The following is a 20,280-nucleotide window of genomic DNA, read 5'->3' as shown; positions in this document are numbered from 1 at the left end:
GGTTTCTAGCGGCGGACCTGTAAGGCGCCCGGGTTGATGATGTTGCTTGGCGTTCCTTTGATGTAATTCACCACATTGTCAAAGGCGGCGCCGAAATACATTTCATAGCTTTCTTGCTCCACGTACCCTATGTGTGGTGTGCAGATGCAGTTCTCCAGGCGCAGAAGGGCGTGTCCTTGCAGGATCGGCTCCGCTTCGAAAACATCAATAGCAGCCAAGCCCGGCCTCCCACGGTTGAGGGCACCAATCAGGGCGTCTGCCTCCAATAGTTCAGCTCGGGATGTGTTGACGAATAGCGATGTAGGTTTCATCAGTGCGAGATCAGTCGCGGTGACGATGCCGCGGGTTCCATCAGTCAGGCGCAGGTGAACGGACAGAACATCACTGCCTGAGAAAAACGATTCCCTGTCGGAGGCTGCTTGGTACCCATCTTCTACGGCTTTCTCACGCGAAGCCAGGCCGCCCCACACGATGACTTGCATTCCGAATGCACTTCCAAAACCCGCAACGAGTTTGCCGATGCGTCCGTAGCCCCAGATCCCCAGAGTTTTCCCTCGCAGCACATTGCCGAGTCCAAAGTTTGGTGGCATGGAGCCCGCCTTCAAGCCGGACTGTTGCCATGCCCCGTGCTTCAGGTTGCCGATGTACTGGGGTAAGCGTCGCATTGAGGCCATGATCAAGGCCCAGGTCAGCTCTGCCGGGGCGATGGGGGAGCCCACTCCTTCGGACACGGCTATTCCCTTTTCTGTGCACGCCTGGACATCGATGTGGGCTCCGACCTTGCCGGTTTGCGCTATCAGCTTCAGTCTGGGCAGCTTCTCAATCAGCGCGCGGGAGATATGTGTTCTCTCCCGTACTAAAACAATGACATCGGCATCCTTCAGGCGCACGGAGAGTTGGCCTATTCCCTTGACGGTGTTGGTGTAGACCTTTGCCTGGTAGGCGTCCAGCTTGGACGCACAATCCAACTTCCGTACCGCATCCTGGTAGTCATCAAGAATCACAATGTTCATAGTCGCATTGTGCCTTGTCGGCGGGCAAACGAGCTCGCCGGAGCTACTGATGCTTAGCTTGCTTCTCCCGCTGCCAGTCGATCGAGTTCAGCGCAAACGTCTGCCATGCGACCCGATATCACCATCCGGCCTACCTGCGCCCGTGGCTGGCCGAGCTCCACCAGACGGACTACCCGTAGAGGCTGAACTTGATGGTGTTTTATGCCTTTTGCGCAGATGCTGTCTGCGCTAGGTGCTATTGTATTGATAGCGTCGCTAGACCTTGTAGAGGCCACTACAGGCCGGCGGGAGACAGCTTTGCAGCGCGACGGTGCATCACTGGTGAACCAGTGCTGCGGTGCCCATTGACTCAGGAGGCTGATGGCAAGTGTGCTGATCGTCATAAATTGCTCCTACTCACATCAACATGGTGTTGCGGATCAAGCCGACCGCCAGTCCCTCGACCTCAAACGGTTCGCCGGGCTCTACCACGATGGTCTGGTAGTCCGGGTTTTCGGCATGCAGTTCGATCAGGTGTTTATTGCGGCGAAAGCGCTTTACTGTGACCTCTTCACCAAGTCGAGCGACGATGATCTGCCCGTTTTTGGCATCTTTCGTGGCTTGAACCGCTAGCAGATCACCGTCCATGATGCCGGCATCGCGCATCGACATGCCGCGCACTTTCAGCAGGTAGTCCGGCTGACGTTGGAACAAGCTGTTTTCCACGTAGTAGGTTTGGTCCACATGCTCTTGGGCCAGGATCGGTGAACCCGCTGCAACACGGCCTACCAGTGGGAGTGCCAGCTGAGCCAGACCCGGCAATGGCAGCGAAAACTGCTTGAGGCGCGATTCCTGGATAGAGCGCAGCGCATCGCTCTTCAGGCGGATTCCGCGGGATGTGCCGCTTACCAGCTCAATCACCCCTTTACGCGCTAGCGCTTGCAAATGCTCTTCAGCCGCATTGGCAGACTTGAAGCCCAACTCACTGGCGATCTCCGCTCGGGTCGGAGGCGCGCCAGTTCGCGCAATAGCGCTCTGGATCAGATCAAAAATCTGCTGTTGACGGGCTGTGAGTTTGGGACTTTCGAGCATACTGACTCCTTGGTAACTGTAGAGGCTGTGTGTGCATACACACTGTTTTCTTATCCAGTAACTGTATTTTCAACCAGTTTTTTGAATTTGGCAAGGGCAGTGGAAATGGCAACACGAAAAATCATCGTCCTGGGGACCGGCGGGACGATCGCCGGTCGGGCAGGAGATGCTGCGGACAACGTGGGTTATCGGGCGGGCGAGGTTCAGGTGGCCGATTTGTTGAGTGGCATCGCTGGAATGGCACAGCGGCTTGATGGTGCGGTCATGTCCAGCGAGCAGATCGCACAAGTTGACAGCAAGGATATGGACTGGGCTGTGTGGCGCGCGCTGGCACAAGCATGTGTGCGCTACCTGCAGGACGAAGCGGTGGCGGGCGTTGTGATCACCCATGGCACGGACACAGTCGAAGAGACCGCGTATTTTCTGGAGTTGGCCTTGGGTAGTGCGGTGGCACAGAAACCTGTCGTGCTGACTTGCGCCATGCGCCCGGCCAGCGCAGCGACACCGGATGGCCCCCAGAACGTGTTGGACGCTGTGTCAGTCGCTTTGCACCCGCAGGCGCAGGGGGTGATGGTGGTGTGTGCAGGTGCTATTCATGATGCGCGGCATGTACAGAAAGCGCATACCTACCGGGTCGATGCCTTTGAATCGGGGGATGCGGGTCCAAGAGGGTGGGTAGAGGAGGGCACGGTTCGATGGAATTTCAGGCCCTTGCAGTCGGCAGCTGCGCCTTCTTATTCGCTGGCGCAATGGCTTGACCGTAGTCCACCCCGTGTGGATATTGTGCTGAACTACGCTGGTGCAGGTGCCCATGTGGTGAATGCGGTGCTCGATGCCTCAGGCCCTGAGCACGAGCGCTTAGCAGGACTCGTGGTAGCGGGAACCGGCAATGGCACCGTCAACAGCCAGCTGCAAGAGGCGCTGGAGCGCGCAGCCGCTGCGGGTGTTCACGTTGCGCTGGCCAGCCGGTGTGCAAAAGGTGGTGTGGTCCGCAGTGAGGAGCCCGCCACAGGTTTTCGTGTTTATCCCGGCCTGTCCGCGGTCAAGGCCCGTGTCCGGTTGATGTGTGAGTTGATGGCGTAAAAAAAGCCGCTGAAGCGGCTTTTTGAGGGGAGCTTGTTCGCTTAGCTGGACAAGGCTTCCAGCACGCGTGCGGTGATGTCGGTCACATCGCCCATGCCGCTGATGGCGCGGTATTGCGGTGCGGTTCCTGCTTCTTTTTGTGCCCAAGATGAGTAGTACTCCACCAAAGGACGGGTTTGGGCGCTGTAGACTTCCAGGCGCTTTTTCACTGTCTCTTCTTTGTCGTCGTCCCGCTGGATCAGCGGCTCACCGGTCACGTCGTCCAAACCTTCGGCTTTGGGAGGGTTGAACTTCACGTGGTACGTGCGTCCGGAAGCGGGGTGGGAGCGGCGACCGCTCATGCGCTCAATGATGGCGTCAAACGGAACGTCGATTTCCACCACGTAGTCGAGGGCCACACCGGCGGCCTTCATAGCATCCGCTTGGGGGATAGTCCGTGGGAAGCCGTCGAACAAAAATCCGTTGGCGCAGTCAGGCTGGGTCAGACGCTCTTTCACCAGATTGATGATGAGTTCGTCGCTGACGAGTCCGCCGGAGGCCATGACAGCTTGGGCTTGCAAGCCCAGCGGTGTACCCGCCTTCACGGCAGCGCGCAGCATGTCGCCGGTGGAGATTTGGGGAATTCCGTATTTTTGGCAGATGAAAGTCGCTTGCGTGCCCTTACCAGCGCCTGGTGCGCCCAACAGAATCAGTCTCATGAATACCTCGGATAGAAAGAAAAGCCAGCGCGTCTCCGTGGGCGCTTGGTTCAGCGCGCTTTTTATTGACGGGCGATTAGCCTTAGAGAATATCACGCCCTAACCGGCGTGGAACTTACAGAGAAGAAGAGTATCCGGACCTTAGTCAGACTGGATCAGACGTCGCACCCGCTCCAGGTCTTCCGGGGTGTCGACCCCCGGTCCCGGGGCGTCGGGGGTGATATGTACGGCAATGCGGTGACCATGCCACATGGCCCGCAGTTGCTCCAGTGCCTCGGTGATTTCCACAGGGGCCTGCTGCAGGCCAGGAAAGCTCCTCAAAAAGCCGACCCGGTAGGAATAGATGCCGATGTGCCGAAGCGGTGCCGGACTCGGCAGCGTATGAACTCCTTGGGCGAATCCATCGCGCCACCAGGCAATCGGAGCCCGGCTGAAATACATGGCCAAGCCGGCGGCATCGGTGACCACCTTCACCACATTGGGATTCACGAAATCAGCAAGGTCGTGAATGGCGTGTGCTGCGGTGCCCATGGTCGCCACAGGATGGGTTTGTAGAAGATCGGCGACGGCTGATATCAGCGTGGTATCGATGAGTGGTTCATCGCCTTGGACGTTGACCACGATGTCCTCATCGGCCAGGTTCAGCAGGGTGCAAGCCTCTGCCAAGCGGTCGCTCCCCGAGGGGTGGTCCGTGCGGGTCAACAGGCACTCAATTCCGTGGTTCTGACACGCTGCCAGAATACTGGCGTCATCTGCGGCCACCACAATGCGGACGTCGGGCGACAGTCCCGTTTTGACCCTTTGGGCTACGCGCACCACCATGGGCAGGCCCCCGATGTCGACCAAAGGCTTGTTGGGTAGACGTGTGGATGCGAGGCGCGCCGGAATGAGGACGGTATAGGCCATATCAGCCTTCCAGTTCAGCGTCGCTCAATACACGGGCCTCGTTTTCCAGAAGCACCGGAATGCCATCGCGCACGGGGTAAGCCAAGCGTGCGCTTCGGGATATTAGTTCTTGTTTGTCGCGGTCGAATTCAAGTGGCCCTTTGGTGACAGGGCAAACCAGCAGTTCAATGAGTCGTGTGTCCATGGGGCGATGATACCGAGGCCTTGCGCACTCCATGCAAACCAGCGTCCAAGGCAGCCAGAAAATCAGAGGGCAGAGTTTGAATCAAGGGAACCGACCAGGCGTCCGGTCGGTGCTGCCAAAGCTTTGTGGCATCTTTTTCAGTGCAAATAAGGGTTTTGCCCTTGTATTCATTGCGGGGATAGCTATCAAAATCATAGTGATCCGGCAGCGCCCGGGTACTGGCCAATGAGAGGCCTAGGTCCCGCAACATGGAGAAAAAATTCTCAGGCTGCGCAATCCCCGCCACCGCATGGCAAGGAGTCTTCAGGTCTCTCAGCGCGGAGAGTTCCATGGCCTGACCTGCTGCGTTTAAGGCAAAAGGCGCCAGAGCACGCCGGGCTTTAAAGCCGGGGAGGGCGTTTGCGCCCGTGTGCAGCACCAGCGTTCGTTCCACGGCCTGCCCGGCCGGGGCTACCGCCGCGCGGGGCCAAGCCTGGCGTAAGGGTCCGGCCGGCAGGAGGCGCCCGTTGCCGGTTCCGCGGGCATCGAATACGCAGATTTCGAAATCTCGGTAGAGCCGGTAGTGCTGTAGACCGTCGTCGCAGACCACGTGCGTGGTGTCCGGATGGAGGTTCAGCAGGCAGAGGCCCGCAGCGACGCGGTCGCGCCCGACCACCACAGGTACGCCGCTGTTGCGATGCATGAGCAAGGGCTCATCGCCGACATCGGCGGCAAGGCTGCCGGATATGACCTCGGTAGGGACCTGATGGCTCCCGCCGTAACCCCGCGAAATAATGCCCGGCCGATAACCTTGCGCAATCAGGTGCGCTACCACGCCCAGAACTGTGGGGGTTTTACCGGCACCGCCGGCAACCACATTGCCGACCACAATCACGGGAACTGGAAGTCGGTGACTGCGCAATAGGCCCACCCGGTAAGCGGCCCGTTGCAGGCCGGTCAGTGCGCCATACAGCCAGGCCACAGGCGACAACCCGATGCTGACCCACCCGCCAGCGACCCAGGCGCGGGTAATGGCTGCCTGGAGTGCCGGGCCCATGGCTTACTTGCCGCTGGTACCGGACGCCTGGGTGGCGAAGGTGATTTGGTTCATGCCGGAACGGCGGGCTGCCTCCATGACGGTGACGACCGCTTGGTGCCGCGCGCTTGCATCGGCACTGATGATGATGACGGTGTCTTTGCCGGCCTTTGCGCTTTCGGTCAGCGCCATCGATAAGGCCTCGGTACTGCGGCCTGCCAAGACTTGCTTGTTGATGCTGTAGGCGCCATCGGCGCCCACAGAGACAATCAGTTCTTTGGGGTAGTCCCGCTGCGCGTCCGCATCAGCGACAGGCAGTTTGAGTTGCAGCTCGGTGAACTTGCTGTAGGTGGTGGAGAGCATCAAAAAGATCAGGATCACCAACAGCACGTCGATGAAGGGGATCAGGTTAATTTCAGGCTCTTCCTGGTGACGGCGCCGGAAGTTCATGGCAATCCTTTACTTGCGCAGCGACTTGAGGTGGCGCACCAAGTGCTCTGCGCTGAGTTCCAGGGTCAACAGGTAAGCATCAACCCGACCCCGGAAATAGCGCCAAAAAATCAAGGAAGGAATGGCAACCACCAGACCAAATGCGGTGTTGTAAAGCGCAATAGAAATGCCGTGGGCCAGTTGCGCCGGATTGCCACCGCTGGTTCCCCCGGGCGCTTGGGAGCCGAAAATTTCAATCATGCCGACCACCGTGCCAAACAACCCGAGCATGGGCGCGGCCGACGCGATGGTGCCCAAAGCACTGAGGTAGTGCTCCAGACGCTGAGCCACGACCCGGCCTGCGCCCTCCATGGTGGCACGCAAGTCTTCTTCGGAGCAATGGGGGTTGCTATTCATCGCACGCAGTCCGGAGGCCAGCACCTCACCGAGCGCAGAGTTCTTTTCGAGCTGGGTGACCACGTCGGGACCGGGGACGGTACTTTTGGTGACGCTCAACACCTCGTCCAACAAACGGGGCGGTGCCACCTTGGAGGTCTTGAGGCTGATGAAGCGCTCGATGACAATGGCGAGCGCCAGAATGGAGCATGCAATCAGGGGCCAGATGGGCCAGCCAGCGGCTTGAATGATGGAAAACAAATGCAGATCTCCGCGCGGTTAAAAAGCAAAAAGCTGGGCGATTATGGCCCACCGCCGCAATGCCCGAGGCCGCGGGGAGCACAAGGCATACTCCCGCGTTCATGGAACGATACGATTTGATTTTTTTGCACAAAGGTGGCGGTGTTTTCAGCATCGCATCACCAAGGGCTGTATGACTACTAACGATGCAGATCGCCGGGTATGGCGGGTCGAGGCGCTGTGCCGCGCACTGGCTGACACACTGAATGCCCGCTTCAACCCTGTTCGGGTGAGTGGAGAGCTGTCCGGCTTTTCGAGGGCGGCAAGCGGGCATTGCTATTTTTCGCTCAAAGATCAGGACGCACAAATCCGTTGCGCCATGTTCAAACGTGCTGCATCGCAGCTTGATTTTGCGCCCCGTGATGGAGAGTTGGTGGAGGTGTCGGGGCGTCTGGATATCTATGGGCCGCGTGGCGATCTCCAGCTGATCGTGGAGGGCATGCGCCGGCAAGGGCAGGGCAATTTATTTGAAGAGTTTGTTCGCCTGAAGAACCGCCTGGAGGCGGCAGGTTTGTTTGCCTCCGAACGCAAGCGCCCGCTCCCTGTTATGCCTCGCGCTATTGGCCTGGTGACATCTCTGGGGGCCGCCGCCTTGCACGATGTTGCAACCGCGCTGCGGCGGCGTGTGCCTCACATTCCCGTCGTTCTGGCTCCTGCGGCGGTGCAAGGTGCTCAGGCACCTGGAGACATTGTGAGGGCCCTGCAGGCACTGACTACACGGGCCGCTGACCTCGATGGGACTGGTCTGCCGTTGGACGTGATTCTGCTCGTGCGGGGAGGCGGGTCTATGGAAGACCTGTGGGCCTTTAATGACGAGGCATTGGCGTTGGCGTTGAGCGAGCTACCGGTGCCCGTGGTTTGTGGAGTGGGGCATGAGACCGACTTTACGATTGCTGATTTCGTGGCCGATGTGCGTGCGCCCACACCTACGGCAGCAGCAGAAATGGTGGCCGCGCCGACCGCGACCTGCTTGGCTGCGATTGACCTGATGGAGAACCGCTTGCGCGATGCGGTGCAGAGAAAGCTGGACGTCCACGCGCAGCGCCTGGACCGCGTTGCCGCTCGGGCAGGTCGCCCCTCCGGCGTGGTGGCTGGGCACGCGTTACGTTTGCAGCACATGGCGCAGACGCTTAAAGTTGCTCGACAAACTTGTGTGCAGGAGGCCCGCCGCGACGCTGAAGCCGCGTCAGACAGGTTTACCAACGGGCTTCAAACAGCCGCCCGAAAAGCGCAGGATCGCATGGCACAGGCTGCCTTGCGCTTGCGCCTACTGGATCCGAACCTAGTTCTCCAGCGCGGCTACGCCCGGTTGTCGGATGCCGACGGGTTCACCATCAATTCCGTTCATCAAGCGCAACCCGGCGGCTTGATCAAGGCCACCCTCGCAGACGGTACGGTTGATATGACCGTGCAAAAAGTTCGCAGCAATTAGTTTCTACAATCAGTTTTGTTAACAACCCACCCACTACGAGGATCTCATGGAACATACCCTGCCCGCGCTGCCCTACGCTATTGATGCATTGGCCCCTGCCTACTCTCAGGAAACTCTGGAGTTCCACCACGGTAAGCACCACAACGCTTACGTGGTCAACTTGAACAACCTGCAAAAGGGCACAGAGTTCGAGAGCATGTCGCTCGAAGAAATCATCAAGAAGTCCAGCGGTGGCGTGTACAACAACGCAGCCCAGATCTGGAATCACACATTTTTCTGGAACTGCATGAAGCCACAAGGCGGCGGCGAGCCCACAGGTGCTTTGGCCGAGTCCATCAATGCCAAATGGGGTTCTTATGCTGCTTTCAAGGAAGCGTTCGTGAAGTCCGCGGTCGGTAACTTCGGTTCCGGCTGGACCTGGTTGGTGAAGAAAGCCGATGGTTCTGTCGATATCGTGAACACCGGCGCAGCAGGCACCCCGCTGACAACCGCTGACACAGCATTGCTGACCGTTGACGTGTGGGAGCACGCCTACTACATCGATTACCGCAACATGCGCCCGAAGTTCGTGGAAACCTTCCTCGACAAATTGGTGAACTGGGAATTTGCAGCTGCTAACTTTGCCTGAAGTTTTGCACTCTAAAAAGGTCCGGCGGGTAACCTCCGGGCCTTTTTTTATGCCGATGTTGCACTGCACCTATAAAAATATTTCCTCAAAGCGGATTTAAATTTCACATTGCGGTAACGGATTGCAAAAAATGCGTTTCGGGTCAGACCACTGAAAGCACAATCACGCACTATCCGGCGACTGCTGCCTGTGCATGAATTAGTTCCGCGGCAATAACACCTCATTTTTGGAGATAAGCGATGAGTACCCAACAACCAACGATTATTTACACATTGACAGACGAAGCCCCCCGTCTGGCAACCGCATCATTTCTTCCTCTCATCCGGACGTTCACTGCACCTGCAGGCATCAACGTGGTGGAGTCAGACATCTCGGTCGCTGCCCGTGTGTTGGGTGAGTTCTCCGATTTTCTGAAAGACGAGCAAAAAGTCCCGAACACCCTGGCCGAGCTGGGTAAAAAGACCCTGCAAGCAGATGCCAACATCATCAAGTTGCCCAACATCAGCGCGTCTGTCGGTCAGTTGGTGGCTTGTATCAAAGAGCTGCAGAGCAAGGGTTTTGCTATTCCGGACTACCCTGAGTCCCCGAAGACTGACGAAGAAAACGCTATCCGTGCGCGCTATTCCAAGTGCACTGGCAGTGCTGTAAATCCGGTCTTGCGTGAAGGCAACTCGGACCGTCGCGCCCCTAAAGCTGTGAAAGAGTACGCCCGCAAGAACCCGCACAGCATGGCGGAGTGGAGCCAGGCATCGCGCTCGCACGTGTCACACATGCATGCCGGTGACTTCTACCATGGCGAAAAATCCATCACCCTCGATCGGGCCCGTGAGGTCAAGATGGAACTGATCACCAAGAGTGGCCAGACCATTGTGCTCAAGCCCAAGGTGTCCCTGCTGGACCGCGAAGTTATTGACAGCATGTTCATGAGCAAAAAGGCCTTGCTCGAGTTTTACGAAAAAGAAATCGAAGACGCACGCAAGACCGGCGTGATGTTCTCTCTGCACGTCAAGGCCACCATGATGAAGGTCTCGCACCCCATCGTGTTCGGCCACTGCGTCAAAATTTTCTATAAAGAAGCTTTCGAAAAGCACGGCGTCCTGTTCAAGGAATTGGGCGTGAACGTGAACAACGGCATGGCAGACTTGTACGGCAAGATCGCAGCGCTGCCACAAAGCAAGCAGGACGAAATCAAGCGCGATTTGCACGCCTGCCATGAGCACCGCCCTGAGCTGGCCATGGTGGATTCGGCTAAGGGTATTACCAACTTCCATTCGCCTAACGACATCATCGTGGATGCATCCATGCCAGCGATGATCCGTAACGGCGGCAAGATGTGGGATGCCAACGGCCGCCTGAAAGACGTCAAGGCCGTGATGCCTGAGTCCACTTTTGCCCGCATCTACCAGGAGATGATCAACTTCTGCAAATGGCACGGCAACTTTGATCCCAAGACCATGGGCACCGTACCCAACGTGGGCTTGATGGCTCAGCAAGCTGAAGAGTACGGCTCGCATGACAAGACCTTTGAGATTTCGGAAGACGGCGTTGCTAACATCACCGACCTGGCCACGGGCGAAGTGCTGCTGAGCCAGGACGTGGAAGCCGGTGATATCTGGCGCATGTGCCAGGTTAAAGATGCCGCGATCCGTGACTGGGTCAAGCTGGCCGTGAACCGTGCCCGCAACTCCGGCATGCCGGTTGTGTTCTGGTTGGATCAGTACCGTCCCCACGAGGCACAGTTGATCACCAAGGTCAAGATGTACCTGCACGAGCACAACACCACGGGTCTGGACATTCAGATCATGAGCCAAGTGCGTGCCATGCGCTACACCTTGGAGCGCGTGGTCCGTGGCTTGGACACCATCAGTGCCACCGGCAACATTCTGCGCGACTACTTGACCGATTTGTTCCCCATCATGGAACTCGGCACCTCTGCCAAGATGTTGTCTATCGTGCCCTTGATGGCAGGTGGTGGCATGTACGAAACCGGCGCGGGCGGTTCGGCCCCGAAGCATGTGCAGCAACTGGTGGAAGAAAACCATTTGCGTTGGGACTCATTGGGTGAGTTCCTGGCATTGGCCGTGTCTTTGGAAGACTTGGGCCTCAAGACCGGCAATGCCAAAGCGAAGGTGCTCGCACAGACGCTGGATGCAGCCACCGGAAAGCTGTTGGACAACAACAAGAACCCGTCGCCGAAGACCGGTCAGCTGGACAATCGTGGCAGCCAGTTCTACTTGTCTTTGTACTGGGCAGAGGCGCTGTCAGCGCAAACTGCGGACGCAGAGCTTGCCGCACAATTTGCTCCCTTGGCGAAGGACCTGGCTGCAAAAGAAGCAACCATTGTGGCGGAGCTCGCCGCGGTGCAAGGTTCACCGGTGGATATCGGCGGCTATTACTTGCCCGACACGGCCAAGCTGGACGCCATCATGCGCCCGAGTGCTACGCTAAACGCGGCTTTGGGTTCCGTGGCAGTCTAAGTTCGCAAGCTGCCTGAGGGCGTGCGTCTTAAAAAGGGTTTCGGCTTGCGTCGAAGCCCTTTTTCTTTGGTGCCTCATGGTGGCTTACTTACGGGGCTCAAAAGGAGTGCCGCTGATTTTGCTTCCAGGTTTGATGCCTCGTTTTTCAAACCACCCCTGGTTCATTTCCAGCACATAACGAACCGGACGCAATGCACAGTGAGAGTCCGTCGTTTGTGGTTTCATGTCCGCAAGGTTCACGACAGTTCCATCGTCACTGATAAAGGCCGCGGTCAGTGGGATAAGCGTGTTCTTCATCCAAAAGCACAGCCCCGAGGGCTGTTCAAACACGAACAGCATGCCTTCGTAGGCGGGCATTTCTTTCCTGAACATCAAGCCGGTGGAGCGCTGGTCAGGAGTGCGGGCAACCTGGGCTTCAATCTGGTACATGCCGGCACCCAGCTTGACGCGAGGCAGGTCCAGCTGGGCGCTTTCTTGGGCCTGAACCCACGTCGCGCTGAAAAGTAATGTGGCGAGGAAAAGTGTTTTGAATTGGCTCATACAGGGCGGAGGGGCAGGGAGGCGAGTCGGGACATCATTGTCGTGGCTTCGCGGGGAGCAGGGCCAGACTTTACAACTAGAATGAATCCAAGGCATTTTGCGCCGGCGCCAGAGGCGTCCTCCCATTCGGCGGATGGGCGATCTGGATATTGGAGTTTTGTTTTTTATGTACCAGCACATTCAAGTACCTCAGCAAGGCCAAAAGATCACCGCTAATCCGGACAAGACATTGAATGTTCCGGACCACCCGATCATCCCGTTTATTGAGGGCGATGGCGTCGGCGTTGACATCACGCCGGTCATGCTCAAGGTCGTCGATGCCGCGGTCGAAAAAGCGTACGGTGGTGCCCGGAAAATTCAATGGATGGAAATTTTTGCCGGCGAGAAGGCGACCCGTGTGTACGGCCCTGATGTCTGGTTGCCCCAGGAAACCTTGGATGTGGTGCGTGATTACCTGGTCTCGATCAAGGGGCCACTCACCACTCCCGTCGGGGGCGGAATTCGGTCTCTGAATGTCGCTCTCCGTCAGGAGTTGGATCTGTATGTATGCTTGCGCCCGATCCAATACTTCAAGGGCGTTCCAAGCCCCTTGAAAGAGCCCGAGAAAACCAACATGGTGGTGTTCCGTGAAAACTCGGAAGACATTTATGCGGGCATCGAGTTCGAGGCCGGGTCTGAAAAGGCCTTGCGCTTGGTCCAAGTACTACGGGATGATTTTGGAATCCAAAAGATCCGTTTCCCTGAAACCTCCGGCTTGGGGATCAAGCCTGTGTCGCGGGAAGGTACAGAGCGCTTGGTCCGGAAAGCGATCCAATACGCCATCGACAATGACAAGCCGAATGTGACCATTGTTCACAAAGGCAACATCATGAAGTTCACCGAGGGCAGTTTCCGGGACTGGGCCTACAGCTTGGCCCGCACAGAGTTCGGGGCTGAGTTGATTGATGGCGGACCATGGTGCAAGTTTAAAAATCCCCATACCGGTAAGTTCATCACCATCAAAGACAGTATTGCCGATGCCTTCTTACAGCAGATCTTGTTGCGCCCGCTCGAGTACAGCGTCATCGCGACTTTGAATCTGAACGGAGACTACATCTCTGATGCCTTGGCCGCCCAAGTGGGGGGGATTGGCATTGCCCCCGGTGCGAACCTCTCGGATACGGTTGCCATGTTCGAAGCTACCCATGGCACCGCGCCGAAGTACGCCGGCAAAGATTATGTGAATCCGGGCTCAGTAATCTTGTCCGCAGAAATGATGCTGCGACACATGGGATGGAAAGAGGCCGCGGACCTCATCATCCGTTCTCTGGAAAAGTCGATCGCCAGCAAAAAAGTGACCTATGACTTTGCGCGTCTGATGGACGGGGCTCAGCAAGTGAGTTGCTCGGGCTTCGGCAAAGTCATGATGGACAACATGTAGCCCGCCGGACATTTTCGGTCCAGACTTACAAAGCCGCACAAATTCACAGGTTTGTGCGGCTTTTTCTCACCTCGTGCTTGCAAAGCAGAAGCGTCGCCCCATATCTTCTTTAGATTTGCGCCCTTGTGCCTCTCGATAGAATCATTTCATGGCCAAAAATATCCCCAAACCACCTGCAATCAAGCCGCCTCCTTCCGGCGTTGATGAAGGCACTGTCGTCCTTGAGCGCCTGGCGCAAAAGGTGCAGCCGCCCTCGATGTACCAGGTTGTCATGTTGAATGACGATTACACCCCTATGGAGTTTGTCGTGGTGGTCATTCAGGAATTCTTTGGCAAAGATCTTGAGGCGGCTACCGCCATCATGCTGAAGATCCACTTGGACGGACGCGGTGTATGCGGCGTTTATCCAAAGGATATTGCCGCTACAAAGGTGGACCAAGTGCTGGAGGCCGCACATAAAGCAGGACACCCATTGAAATGTGTCAGTGAGCCCGTAGATCTGTAGGGGAAAGCCGAAACTTCAGTCACGCGGTGATCATTTCAGATTACAGTTATTCAACATCAAGGCAGAAAAAGGAATTCATATGATTGCCCAAGAATTGGAAGTCAGCCTGCACATGGCCTTCGTGGAAGCCCGCCAGCAGCGCCATGAATTCATCACCGTAGAGCACCTGTTGTTGGCGCTGCTTGACAACCCGAGTGCGGCAGAGGTACTGCGTGCTTGCGCAGCAAACATCGACGACTTGCGCAAGTCCCTGACTAACTTCATCAAGGACAACACGCCGCAAGTTGCAGGCTCGGACGAAGTTGATACGCAACCCACCCTAGGATTCCAGCGGGTGATTCAACGCGCCATCATGCATGTGCAGAGCACCGGCAGTGGCAAAAAAGAAGTAACTGGCGCCAATGTGTTGGTGGCCATCTTCGGCGAGAAAGACTCGCATGCGGTCTATTACCTCCACCAGCAAGGCGTGACCCGCTTGGACGTTGTCAATTACATTGCGCACGGCATCAAAAAGACCGATCCACCGGAGGCTGCAAAGTCTAACGAGGCGCCCTCAGAAAACGAGGAGGGGGTTAGTGAGAAGAACGAAAAGGCTTCTCCCTTGGAGCAGTACACCCAGAATCTGAATCAGCTCGCCAAGGAAGGCAAGATTGACCCCCTGATTGGCCGCGACTACGAGGTGGAGCGGGTCATTCAAATTCTCTGCCGTCGTCGTAAAAACAATCCTTTGCTGGTGGGTGAAGCAGGTGTCGGAAAAACCGCAATCGCAGAAGGCTTGGCGTGGAGAATTTCTCAGAACGACGTACCTGAAATCCTGGCTGATTCCGTGGTGTACTCGCTCGATATGGGTGCGTTGCTGGCGGGCACCAAGTACCGCGGGGATTTTGAGCAGCGTCTGAAGGCGGTCCTCAAGTCCCTGAAAGAAAAGCCCAACGCCGTTTTGTTTATCGATGAAATCCACACCCTCATCGGTGCGGGTGCTGCTTCGGGTGGCACCTTGGATGCTTCGAATTTGCTGAAGCCGAGCCTGAGCTCCGGGCAACTGAAATGTATCGGCGCAACGACATTTACCGAGTACCGTGGCATCTTCGAGAAAGATGCTGCCCTGTCTCGCCGCTTCCAGAAGGTTGATGTTGTGGAGCCCACCATCGACCAGACAGTGGAAATTCTCAAAGGCTTGAAATCACGCTTTGAAGAGCACCACAACGTGAAGTACGCCGTAGCTGCATTGCAAGCGGCGGCAGAGCTAAGCGCCAAGTACATCAATGACCGTCATCTGCCTGATAAGGCCATTGACGTGATTGACGAAGCAGGTGCTGCTCAACGTATCCTGGCCCCGAGCAAACGCAAAAAGACCATCAGCAAAACTGAGGTCGAGGAAATCGTGGCGAAGATTGCCCGTATTCCCCCTGCAAATGTGTCCAACGATGACCGCAGCAAACTCAAAACGCTGGAACGTGATTTGAAGAGTGTGGTCTTCGGGCAGGACAAGGCGCTGGACGTGTTGGCATCGGCCGTCAAGATGGCCCGCTCCGGTCTGGGCAAAGGGGATAAACCCATCGGCTCTTTCCTGTTTAGCGGCCCTACGGGCGTCGGCAAGACCGAGGCTGCAAAACAGTTGGCCTACATCATGGGCATTGACCTGATTCGCTTCGACATGAGCGAATATATGGAGCGCCATGCGGTGAGCCGCATGATTGGCGCCCCCCCCGGGTATGTCGGTTTTGACCAAGGTGGGTTGCTGACGGAAGCCATCACGAAGAAACCGCATGCAGTGCTTTTGCTCGATGAGATTGAGAAGGCGCATCCGGACATCTTCAACGTGTTGTTGCAGGTGATGGATCACGGTTCTCTCACCGACAACAACGGCCGCAAGGCGGACTTCCGCAACGTGATCATCATCATGACCACGAATGCTGGTGCTGAGACGATGAACAAGGCCACCATCGGGTTTACCAATCCGCGTGAGGCCGGCGATGAGATGACCGACATCAAGCGCTTGTTTACGCCGGAGTTCCGCAACCGCCTGGATGCGATCGTGGGCTTCAAGGCTCTCGACGAGGTCGTGATTTTGCGTGTGGTTGATAAGTTCCTTTTGCAGCTGGAAACCCAGCTGGCAGAAAAGAAAGTGGAAGTCACCTTTACCGACAAGCTGCGCAAGCATTTGGGCAAGAAAGGCTTCGACCCCTTAATGGGCGCTCGGCCGATGCAGCGCCTGATCCAAGACACGATCCGTCGTGCTTTGGCAGACGAGCTGCTGTTCGGTCGATTGGTAGATGGCGGTCGCTTGACCGTGGATTTGGACGACAAGGACGAAGTGTCCCTAGATATCCAACCCATTCCTAAAAAGGAAGGTAAATCCAAGCCGGAAGAGGTAACCCCGGGCTAAACCGATAGCGTCTGACGCAGCACCGGTCACGCTGGGGTGCCGGTGCAAGAGGGCTCAGTTCTTAGCGAACTGGGCCCTTATCTTTTCTATACGAGTGCGGTTGACAGCGAAGTCTTTGCGTCCGATGCGGCTTGCTGAACGGACATGGATGACCTGCTCCGTCGGGCTCAGCCAGAACTCCACATCGTCGGTGAACTTCAAGGTGGGGGTCGTGCTTTGGGCGTACAGGTAGTCGCTGGTCTCGGTCACAATCACGGTGGCAGGCAGTTCGCGGACAATGGCCGCGAGTTTGTGCCAGGCAGCGGCGCTGTCGCCCTGGTACTGGATAGGCTGGATGTCCGCGTAGCCTTTTTGGGGGTGCTCCGGATACAACGAAGCTTGGCTACTGACGCTGTTGGGGGTGTACGAAGGGGGCTTCAGGCGGCCATCATGCACTCCGATGTCCTGCGGCGTTTTGCCTTTGAGTAAGCCGAACTGTCCTGCGAAGAAAATCAAAGCCGGCACCACAATGGCGATGAATCCGACAAACCATAGAATTTTCACGGGTGCTCCTTGTGTGCGGTTGTGCATGATGCAATGGTAGGCCAAAGCTTATTGCAATTGGCGTGCGAGTGACCGCCAGGCGACAGAGCCAACTAATCAGTTTTTTCCGGCAACAAACATGAATCTAGAGAATGTATTGCGCGGGGCTTTTGCCCTAAGCGTGGCAGTGTTGGTATCCGCCTGCGCGACAGCGCCCGGCTCGCCAAATCAGTCGGGCAGTTCTGGGGTAGACCCAGGCATTACCGTGGCGGTGCCCAAGCCTCCGCCCAAAATCGGTCTCGCGCTCGGAGGCGGGGCGGCACGTGGTTTTGCCCATGTCGGTGTGATTCAGGTGCTCGAAGAAAATGGGATCAAGCCCAATTTAGTCACAGGTACTTCTGCCGGCAGTCTGGTGGCGGCGATTTATGCCAGCGGGAAAAATGGCTCTCAGTTGCAACGTGTCGCAGAGACGATGGAAGAGGCGGCCATTGCCGACTGGACGCTGCCTATCTTTAGTCGTGGCATGTTGCGTGGCGATGCTCTCGCGCGCTACGTGAATTCGCAAGTGAGCGGCAAATTGATAGAGGAACTGCCGATCCCCCTCGGGATTGTCGCAACGGACCTGAACAGCGGCAATGATGTGCTGTTCCAAAGAGGCGACACCGGTACTGCAGTGCGTGCGTCGAGTGCCGTGCCAGCTGTGTTTCAGCCGGTCAAGATATCGGGGCGGGAGTATGTGGATGGTGGCCTGGTGTCCCCAGTACCTGTCGGGGCTGCCCGCAGGATGGGGGCGGACTTTGTGATTGCGGTCGATATTTCCAGTCCGCCGGAGGGAAGTTTGACCGGCGGCACCTTGGACATCTTGATGCAGACCTTCTCCATCATGGGCAAAAGCATCAATCGTTTTGAGCTCAAAGACGCCGATGTGGTGGTGAGGCCTGCACTGCAGGGCATCGGTAGCTCAGACTTCAGTGCCCGCAAGCGCTCGATTGAGGCGGGTCGTCAGGCCATGCTGCAGATGATTCCGGAACTCAAAGCTGCACTGGCAGCTCGCAACAAATAAAAAAAAAGGCCCCGTTTTGCAACGAGGCCTTGAAGGGATCCCTGAACCTTAAGGTTTCGAAAGGACCCGAGGAGACAACCGGTAGAAACAAGGGAGTTTCTGATGACTGAATTATCTCAGGGTTTTCCCTTGGTGACTAGCTACAGGACAAAAAACTTCTCAGTTTTAGTGTCCTGAGCCCAAAAAATTAACGCTTTTTAGCAGTCGCTGCCTTGGTAGCGTTAGTCGCGGTGGCGGCCACTGCGTTGAAATTGGCTTCTGCGACTTCAGTTGCTTGCTTCACTGCTTTTTGAACAGATTCCAAAGCATTGTTAGCAGCAGCCACCGAGCTCTTCATGATGGCAACGACCGATTCGGATCCGGCAGGTGCGTTTTTCGCGGCGCTGTCAACCAAACCGGCAAACTTCTTCTGCGCATCAGCGGCTTGAGCTTCAGCGTTTTTGGTGAATTCAGTGCTGGTCGCTGTAGCGATGTCATACAAATGACGGCTGTAAGCAGCGGTCTTTTCAGCCAAAGGCTGCAACAGGCCGGATTGCAGAGCCAGCAGTTCCTGCGCATCTTTCACGCTCAACATAGTTTGAGTGTGGGTAGCGGCTTCAGACAAAGCTGCCTTGGAGGCAGTCAGGTTCAATTCGACGATTTTCTCGACGCCTTCGAACGCCTTGTTGGTCAGGCCAAACAGGGTTTCGATGTTGGCTTTGTGGGAAGCGATAACTTGTTCAACGGTCAGCATATAGATCTCTCCAAGAGTTAAGGTAAAAAATCACCATCTGCGCCACCAGCATCTGTCCCCCGGACAAGTTATGTTGCAGTGCAGCATGGATCGAATTATAGGCAAGCCCGCCATCAATGCAAGCTGTTTTTGTTGCGCTGCAGCAAATTAGAGTGAATTTCCTACAGCCAGTGTTTGGGGTCCGCGAATTCACAGTCGCGTCATAAAGCTGGGCCGTTTATTGGCGGGTTCTGTGGGAAGGGGCACTGAATGCAGCCTGCCTGACTAAGCGGGCGTTCGATCACTGGCAAAATGGTTCGCATGCAATCGAATGTGCCTCTCAAGCCTCACGCAGAGCCACGCAGTGCCTACAAGGTTTTGCGATCTATTCCTACACGCTGGAGCGACAACGATGTCTACGGTCATGTCAACAACGTGGTTTATTACAGCTGGTTTGACACTGCGGTTAATGCATTCTTGATGGAGCAGGGCGTGCTTGATATCCATGCCGGCGCGACCATCGGGCTGGTGGTCGAAACCCAGTGCAATTACTTTGCCTCCATCTCGTTTCCCGAAACTGTCCAGGCGGGCCTCCGGGTTGCCAAGCTCGGAACGTCGAGCGTGCGCTACGAAGTCGGGATATTCGGCCACGGCGAAACCACGGCGGCCAAAGGCCACTTCATCCATGTCTATGTAGACAGACTCACCCGCAAACCGGTGCCGCTTCCGGATGCATTAAGACAACTCCTGGAGACCTTGCAATGACTGCAGCCATCGTCGATGACGCCATCCGCTCCCGCATGTCCGCCCGCGCTTTTTTGCCGCAAACCGTGGCGCGGGAAGATATTGAAGCCATTCTGGAAGTGGCGAGCCGGGCACCTTCCGGCACCAATTGCCAGCCTTGGAAGGTCTATGTACTGCAGGGCACCAGCCGCGACGTGCTGGTGGAAAAAACTTGTGCGGCCCACAACGCCATCCGCGCCAACCCCGAGCTCGCAGCGCAGTACCAGGAAGAATACGACTACTACCCCGCCCAGTGGGTCAGCCCCTATATCGACCGTCGCCGGGAAAACGGCTGGGGGCTCTACGGTTTGCTGGGAATAGGAAAGGCAGACAAGGACAAAATGCACCTGCAGCACCAGCGGAATTTCCGTTTCTTTGACGCACCGGTCGGTCTCATGTTCACGGTCGACAAGGTCATGGGGCGGGGCTCGCTGGTGGACTATGGTGCGTTTTTGCAAAACATCATGGTTGCGGCCCGTGGTCGGGGCTTGCACACCTGCCCCCAGGCAGCGTGGAATGGTTTCTCCAGCATCATTCTTCCGCACATCGGGGCGTCTGAGTCCGAGATGCTGGTCTGCGGCATGTCACTCGGCTATGCCGACCCCGAGGCGCCAGTGAATGGCTTCCACACGCCACGGGTGCCGGTTGCTGATTTCACCCGATGGCTGGACTAAGCATGCAATAGTGAAACCACCCTCTAGCGCCTTTAGAAAC

The 20,280-nt window shown here is 56.8% G+C and carries 21 protein-coding genes; 10 read left to right on the top strand and 11 right to left on the bottom strand.

What is annotated here, in order from left to right:
- Positions 1-5 precede the first annotated feature (5 nt).
- Positions 6-1,013, bottom strand: a complete 1,008-nt coding sequence (locus QZW03_RS01220; RefSeq protein ID WP_296507589.1) for a D-2-hydroxyacid dehydrogenase family protein — start codon at positions 1,011-1,013, stop codon at positions 6-8.
- A gap of 396 nt (positions 1,014-1,409) precedes the next feature.
- Entirely contained in the window at positions 1,410-2,084 is a 675-nt protein-coding gene (gene lexA, locus QZW03_RS01215) for a transcriptional repressor LexA (protein ID WP_296507587.1), read from the bottom strand.
- A 105-nt stretch (positions 2,085-2,189) separates the two neighbouring features.
- On the opposite strand from lexA, the gene QZW03_RS01210 reads away from it, so the two are divergent.
- On the top strand, positions 2,190-3,167 hold the full coding sequence (locus QZW03_RS01210; RefSeq protein ID WP_296507585.1) for an asparaginase: 978 nt from the start codon (positions 2,190-2,192) through the stop codon (positions 3,165-3,167).
- 41 nt (positions 3,168-3,208) lie between these two features.
- Here the strand turns inward: QZW03_RS01210 and adk are convergent, their stop codons facing one another.
- From adk to QZW03_RS01180, 6 genes are all read right to left on the bottom strand, one after another.
- Entirely contained in the window at positions 3,209-3,865 is a 657-nt protein-coding gene (gene adk, locus QZW03_RS01205; protein WP_296507583.1) for an adenylate kinase, read from the bottom strand.
- Positions 3,866-4,006: 141 nt separating this feature from the next.
- On the bottom strand, positions 4,007-4,771 hold the full coding sequence (kdsB, locus tag QZW03_RS01200) for a 3-deoxy-manno-octulosonate cytidylyltransferase (protein ID WP_296507581.1): 765 nt from the start codon (positions 4,769-4,771) through the stop codon (positions 4,007-4,009).
- Position 4,772: 1 nt separating this feature from the next.
- Positions 4,773-4,955, bottom strand: coding sequence for a Trm112 family protein (locus QZW03_RS01195; protein ID WP_296507580.1), 183 nt, complete (start codon positions 4,953-4,955; stop codon positions 4,773-4,775).
- A complete protein-coding gene (gene lpxK / locus QZW03_RS01190; RefSeq protein WP_296507579.1) occupies positions 4,936-5,991 on the bottom strand; it encodes a tetraacyldisaccharide 4'-kinase in 1,056 nt (351 codons plus the stop codon). The genes QZW03_RS01195 and lpxK overlap by 20 nt, the downstream gene beginning before the upstream one ends.
- 3 nt (positions 5,992-5,994) lie before the next feature.
- Positions 5,995-6,420, bottom strand: coding sequence for a biopolymer transporter ExbD (locus QZW03_RS01185; protein WP_296507578.1), 426 nt, complete (start codon positions 6,418-6,420; stop codon positions 5,995-5,997).
- Positions 6,421-6,429: 9 nt separating this feature from the next.
- Positions 6,430-7,056 carry a MotA/TolQ/ExbB proton channel family protein gene (locus tag QZW03_RS01180; protein ID WP_296507577.1) on the bottom strand — a complete coding sequence of 209 codons (627 nt, stop codon included), beginning with the start codon at positions 7,054-7,056 and terminating at the stop codon, positions 6,430-6,432.
- A 172-nt stretch (positions 7,057-7,228) separates the two neighbouring features.
- Between QZW03_RS01180 and xseA the strand changes: the two genes are divergently transcribed.
- The 3 genes from xseA (at position 7,229) to QZW03_RS01165 (ending at position 11,632) form a co-directional block, all read left to right on the top strand.
- Positions 7,229-8,527, top strand: coding sequence for an exodeoxyribonuclease VII large subunit (gene xseA, locus QZW03_RS01175; protein WP_296507574.1), 1,299 nt, complete (start codon positions 7,229-7,231; stop codon positions 8,525-8,527).
- Between the two features lie 46 nt (positions 8,528-8,573).
- On the top strand, positions 8,574-9,155 hold the full coding sequence (locus QZW03_RS01170) for a Fe-Mn family superoxide dismutase (protein WP_296507571.1): 582 nt from the start codon (positions 8,574-8,576) through the stop codon (positions 9,153-9,155).
- Positions 9,156-9,394: 239 nt separating this feature from the next.
- Positions 9,395-11,632, top strand: coding sequence for an NADP-dependent isocitrate dehydrogenase (locus QZW03_RS01165; protein WP_296507569.1), 2,238 nt, complete (start codon positions 9,395-9,397; stop codon positions 11,630-11,632).
- 84 nt (positions 11,633-11,716) lie between these two features.
- On the opposite strand, the gene QZW03_RS01160 is transcribed toward QZW03_RS01165, so the two are convergent.
- Complete coding sequence (locus tag QZW03_RS01160; protein WP_296507567.1) at positions 11,717-12,172, bottom strand: DUF192 domain-containing protein; 456 nt, start codon at positions 12,170-12,172, stop codon at positions 11,717-11,719.
- A gap of 166 nt (positions 12,173-12,338) precedes the next feature.
- Here QZW03_RS01160 and icd point away from each other — a divergent pair, with 166 nt between their 5' ends.
- The 3 genes from icd (at position 12,339) to clpA (ending at position 16,486) form a co-directional block, all read left to right on the top strand.
- Positions 12,339-13,592 carry an NADP-dependent isocitrate dehydrogenase gene (icd, locus tag QZW03_RS01155; RefSeq protein ID WP_296507566.1) on the top strand — a complete coding sequence of 418 codons (1,254 nt, stop codon included), beginning with the start codon at positions 12,339-12,341 and terminating at the stop codon, positions 13,590-13,592.
- Between the two features lie 148 nt (positions 13,593-13,740).
- Positions 13,741-14,097 (top strand): ATP-dependent Clp protease adapter ClpS, encoded by a 357-nt coding sequence (gene clpS / locus QZW03_RS01150; RefSeq protein ID WP_296507564.1) that lies wholly within the window; start codon positions 13,741-13,743, stop codon positions 14,095-14,097.
- Between the two features lie 79 nt (positions 14,098-14,176).
- Complete coding sequence (gene clpA / locus QZW03_RS01145; protein WP_296507562.1) at positions 14,177-16,486, top strand: ATP-dependent Clp protease ATP-binding subunit ClpA; 2,310 nt, start codon at positions 14,177-14,179, stop codon at positions 16,484-16,486.
- Between the two features lie 54 nt (positions 16,487-16,540).
- On the opposite strand, the gene QZW03_RS01140 is transcribed toward clpA, so the two are convergent.
- Positions 16,541-17,029: a DUF1499 domain-containing protein gene (locus QZW03_RS01140; RefSeq protein WP_296507561.1), complete on the bottom strand. Its 489-nt coding sequence runs from the start codon at positions 17,027-17,029 to the stop codon at positions 16,541-16,543.
- Between the two features lie 118 nt (positions 17,030-17,147).
- Here QZW03_RS01140 and QZW03_RS01135 point away from each other — a divergent pair, with 118 nt between their 5' ends.
- The gene (locus tag QZW03_RS01135; protein WP_296507559.1) at positions 17,148-18,071 is read left to right on the top strand and encodes a patatin-like phospholipase family protein; all 924 of its coding nucleotides are present in this window, start codon (positions 17,148-17,150) and stop codon (positions 18,069-18,071) included.
- A gap of 187 nt (positions 18,072-18,258) precedes the next feature.
- On the opposite strand, the gene QZW03_RS01130 is transcribed toward QZW03_RS01135, so the two are convergent.
- On the bottom strand, positions 18,259-18,804 hold the full coding sequence (locus QZW03_RS01130; RefSeq protein WP_296507558.1) for a phasin family protein: 546 nt from the start codon (positions 18,802-18,804) through the stop codon (positions 18,259-18,261).
- A gap of 291 nt (positions 18,805-19,095) precedes the next feature.
- Here QZW03_RS01130 and QZW03_RS01125 point away from each other — a divergent pair, with 291 nt between their 5' ends.
- A complete protein-coding gene (locus QZW03_RS01125; RefSeq protein ID WP_296507556.1) occupies positions 19,096-19,548 on the top strand; it encodes a thioesterase family protein in 453 nt (150 codons plus the stop codon).
- The gene (locus QZW03_RS01120; protein ID WP_296507554.1) at positions 19,545-20,240 is read left to right on the top strand and encodes a nitroreductase; all 696 of its coding nucleotides are present in this window, start codon (positions 19,545-19,547) and stop codon (positions 20,238-20,240) included. The genes QZW03_RS01125 and QZW03_RS01120 overlap by 4 nt, the downstream gene beginning before the upstream one ends.
- The last annotated feature ends 40 nt before the right edge of the window (positions 20,241-20,280 follow it).

It is taken from the genome of Rhodoferax sp. (genome assembly GCF_013297935.1).
Lineage (GTDB): Bacteria > Pseudomonadota > Gammaproteobacteria > Burkholderiales > Burkholderiaceae_C > Allorhodoferax.
Note: the sequence above shows the minus strand (reverse complement) of the source record. Positions and strands in the feature narration are given on the sequence as shown.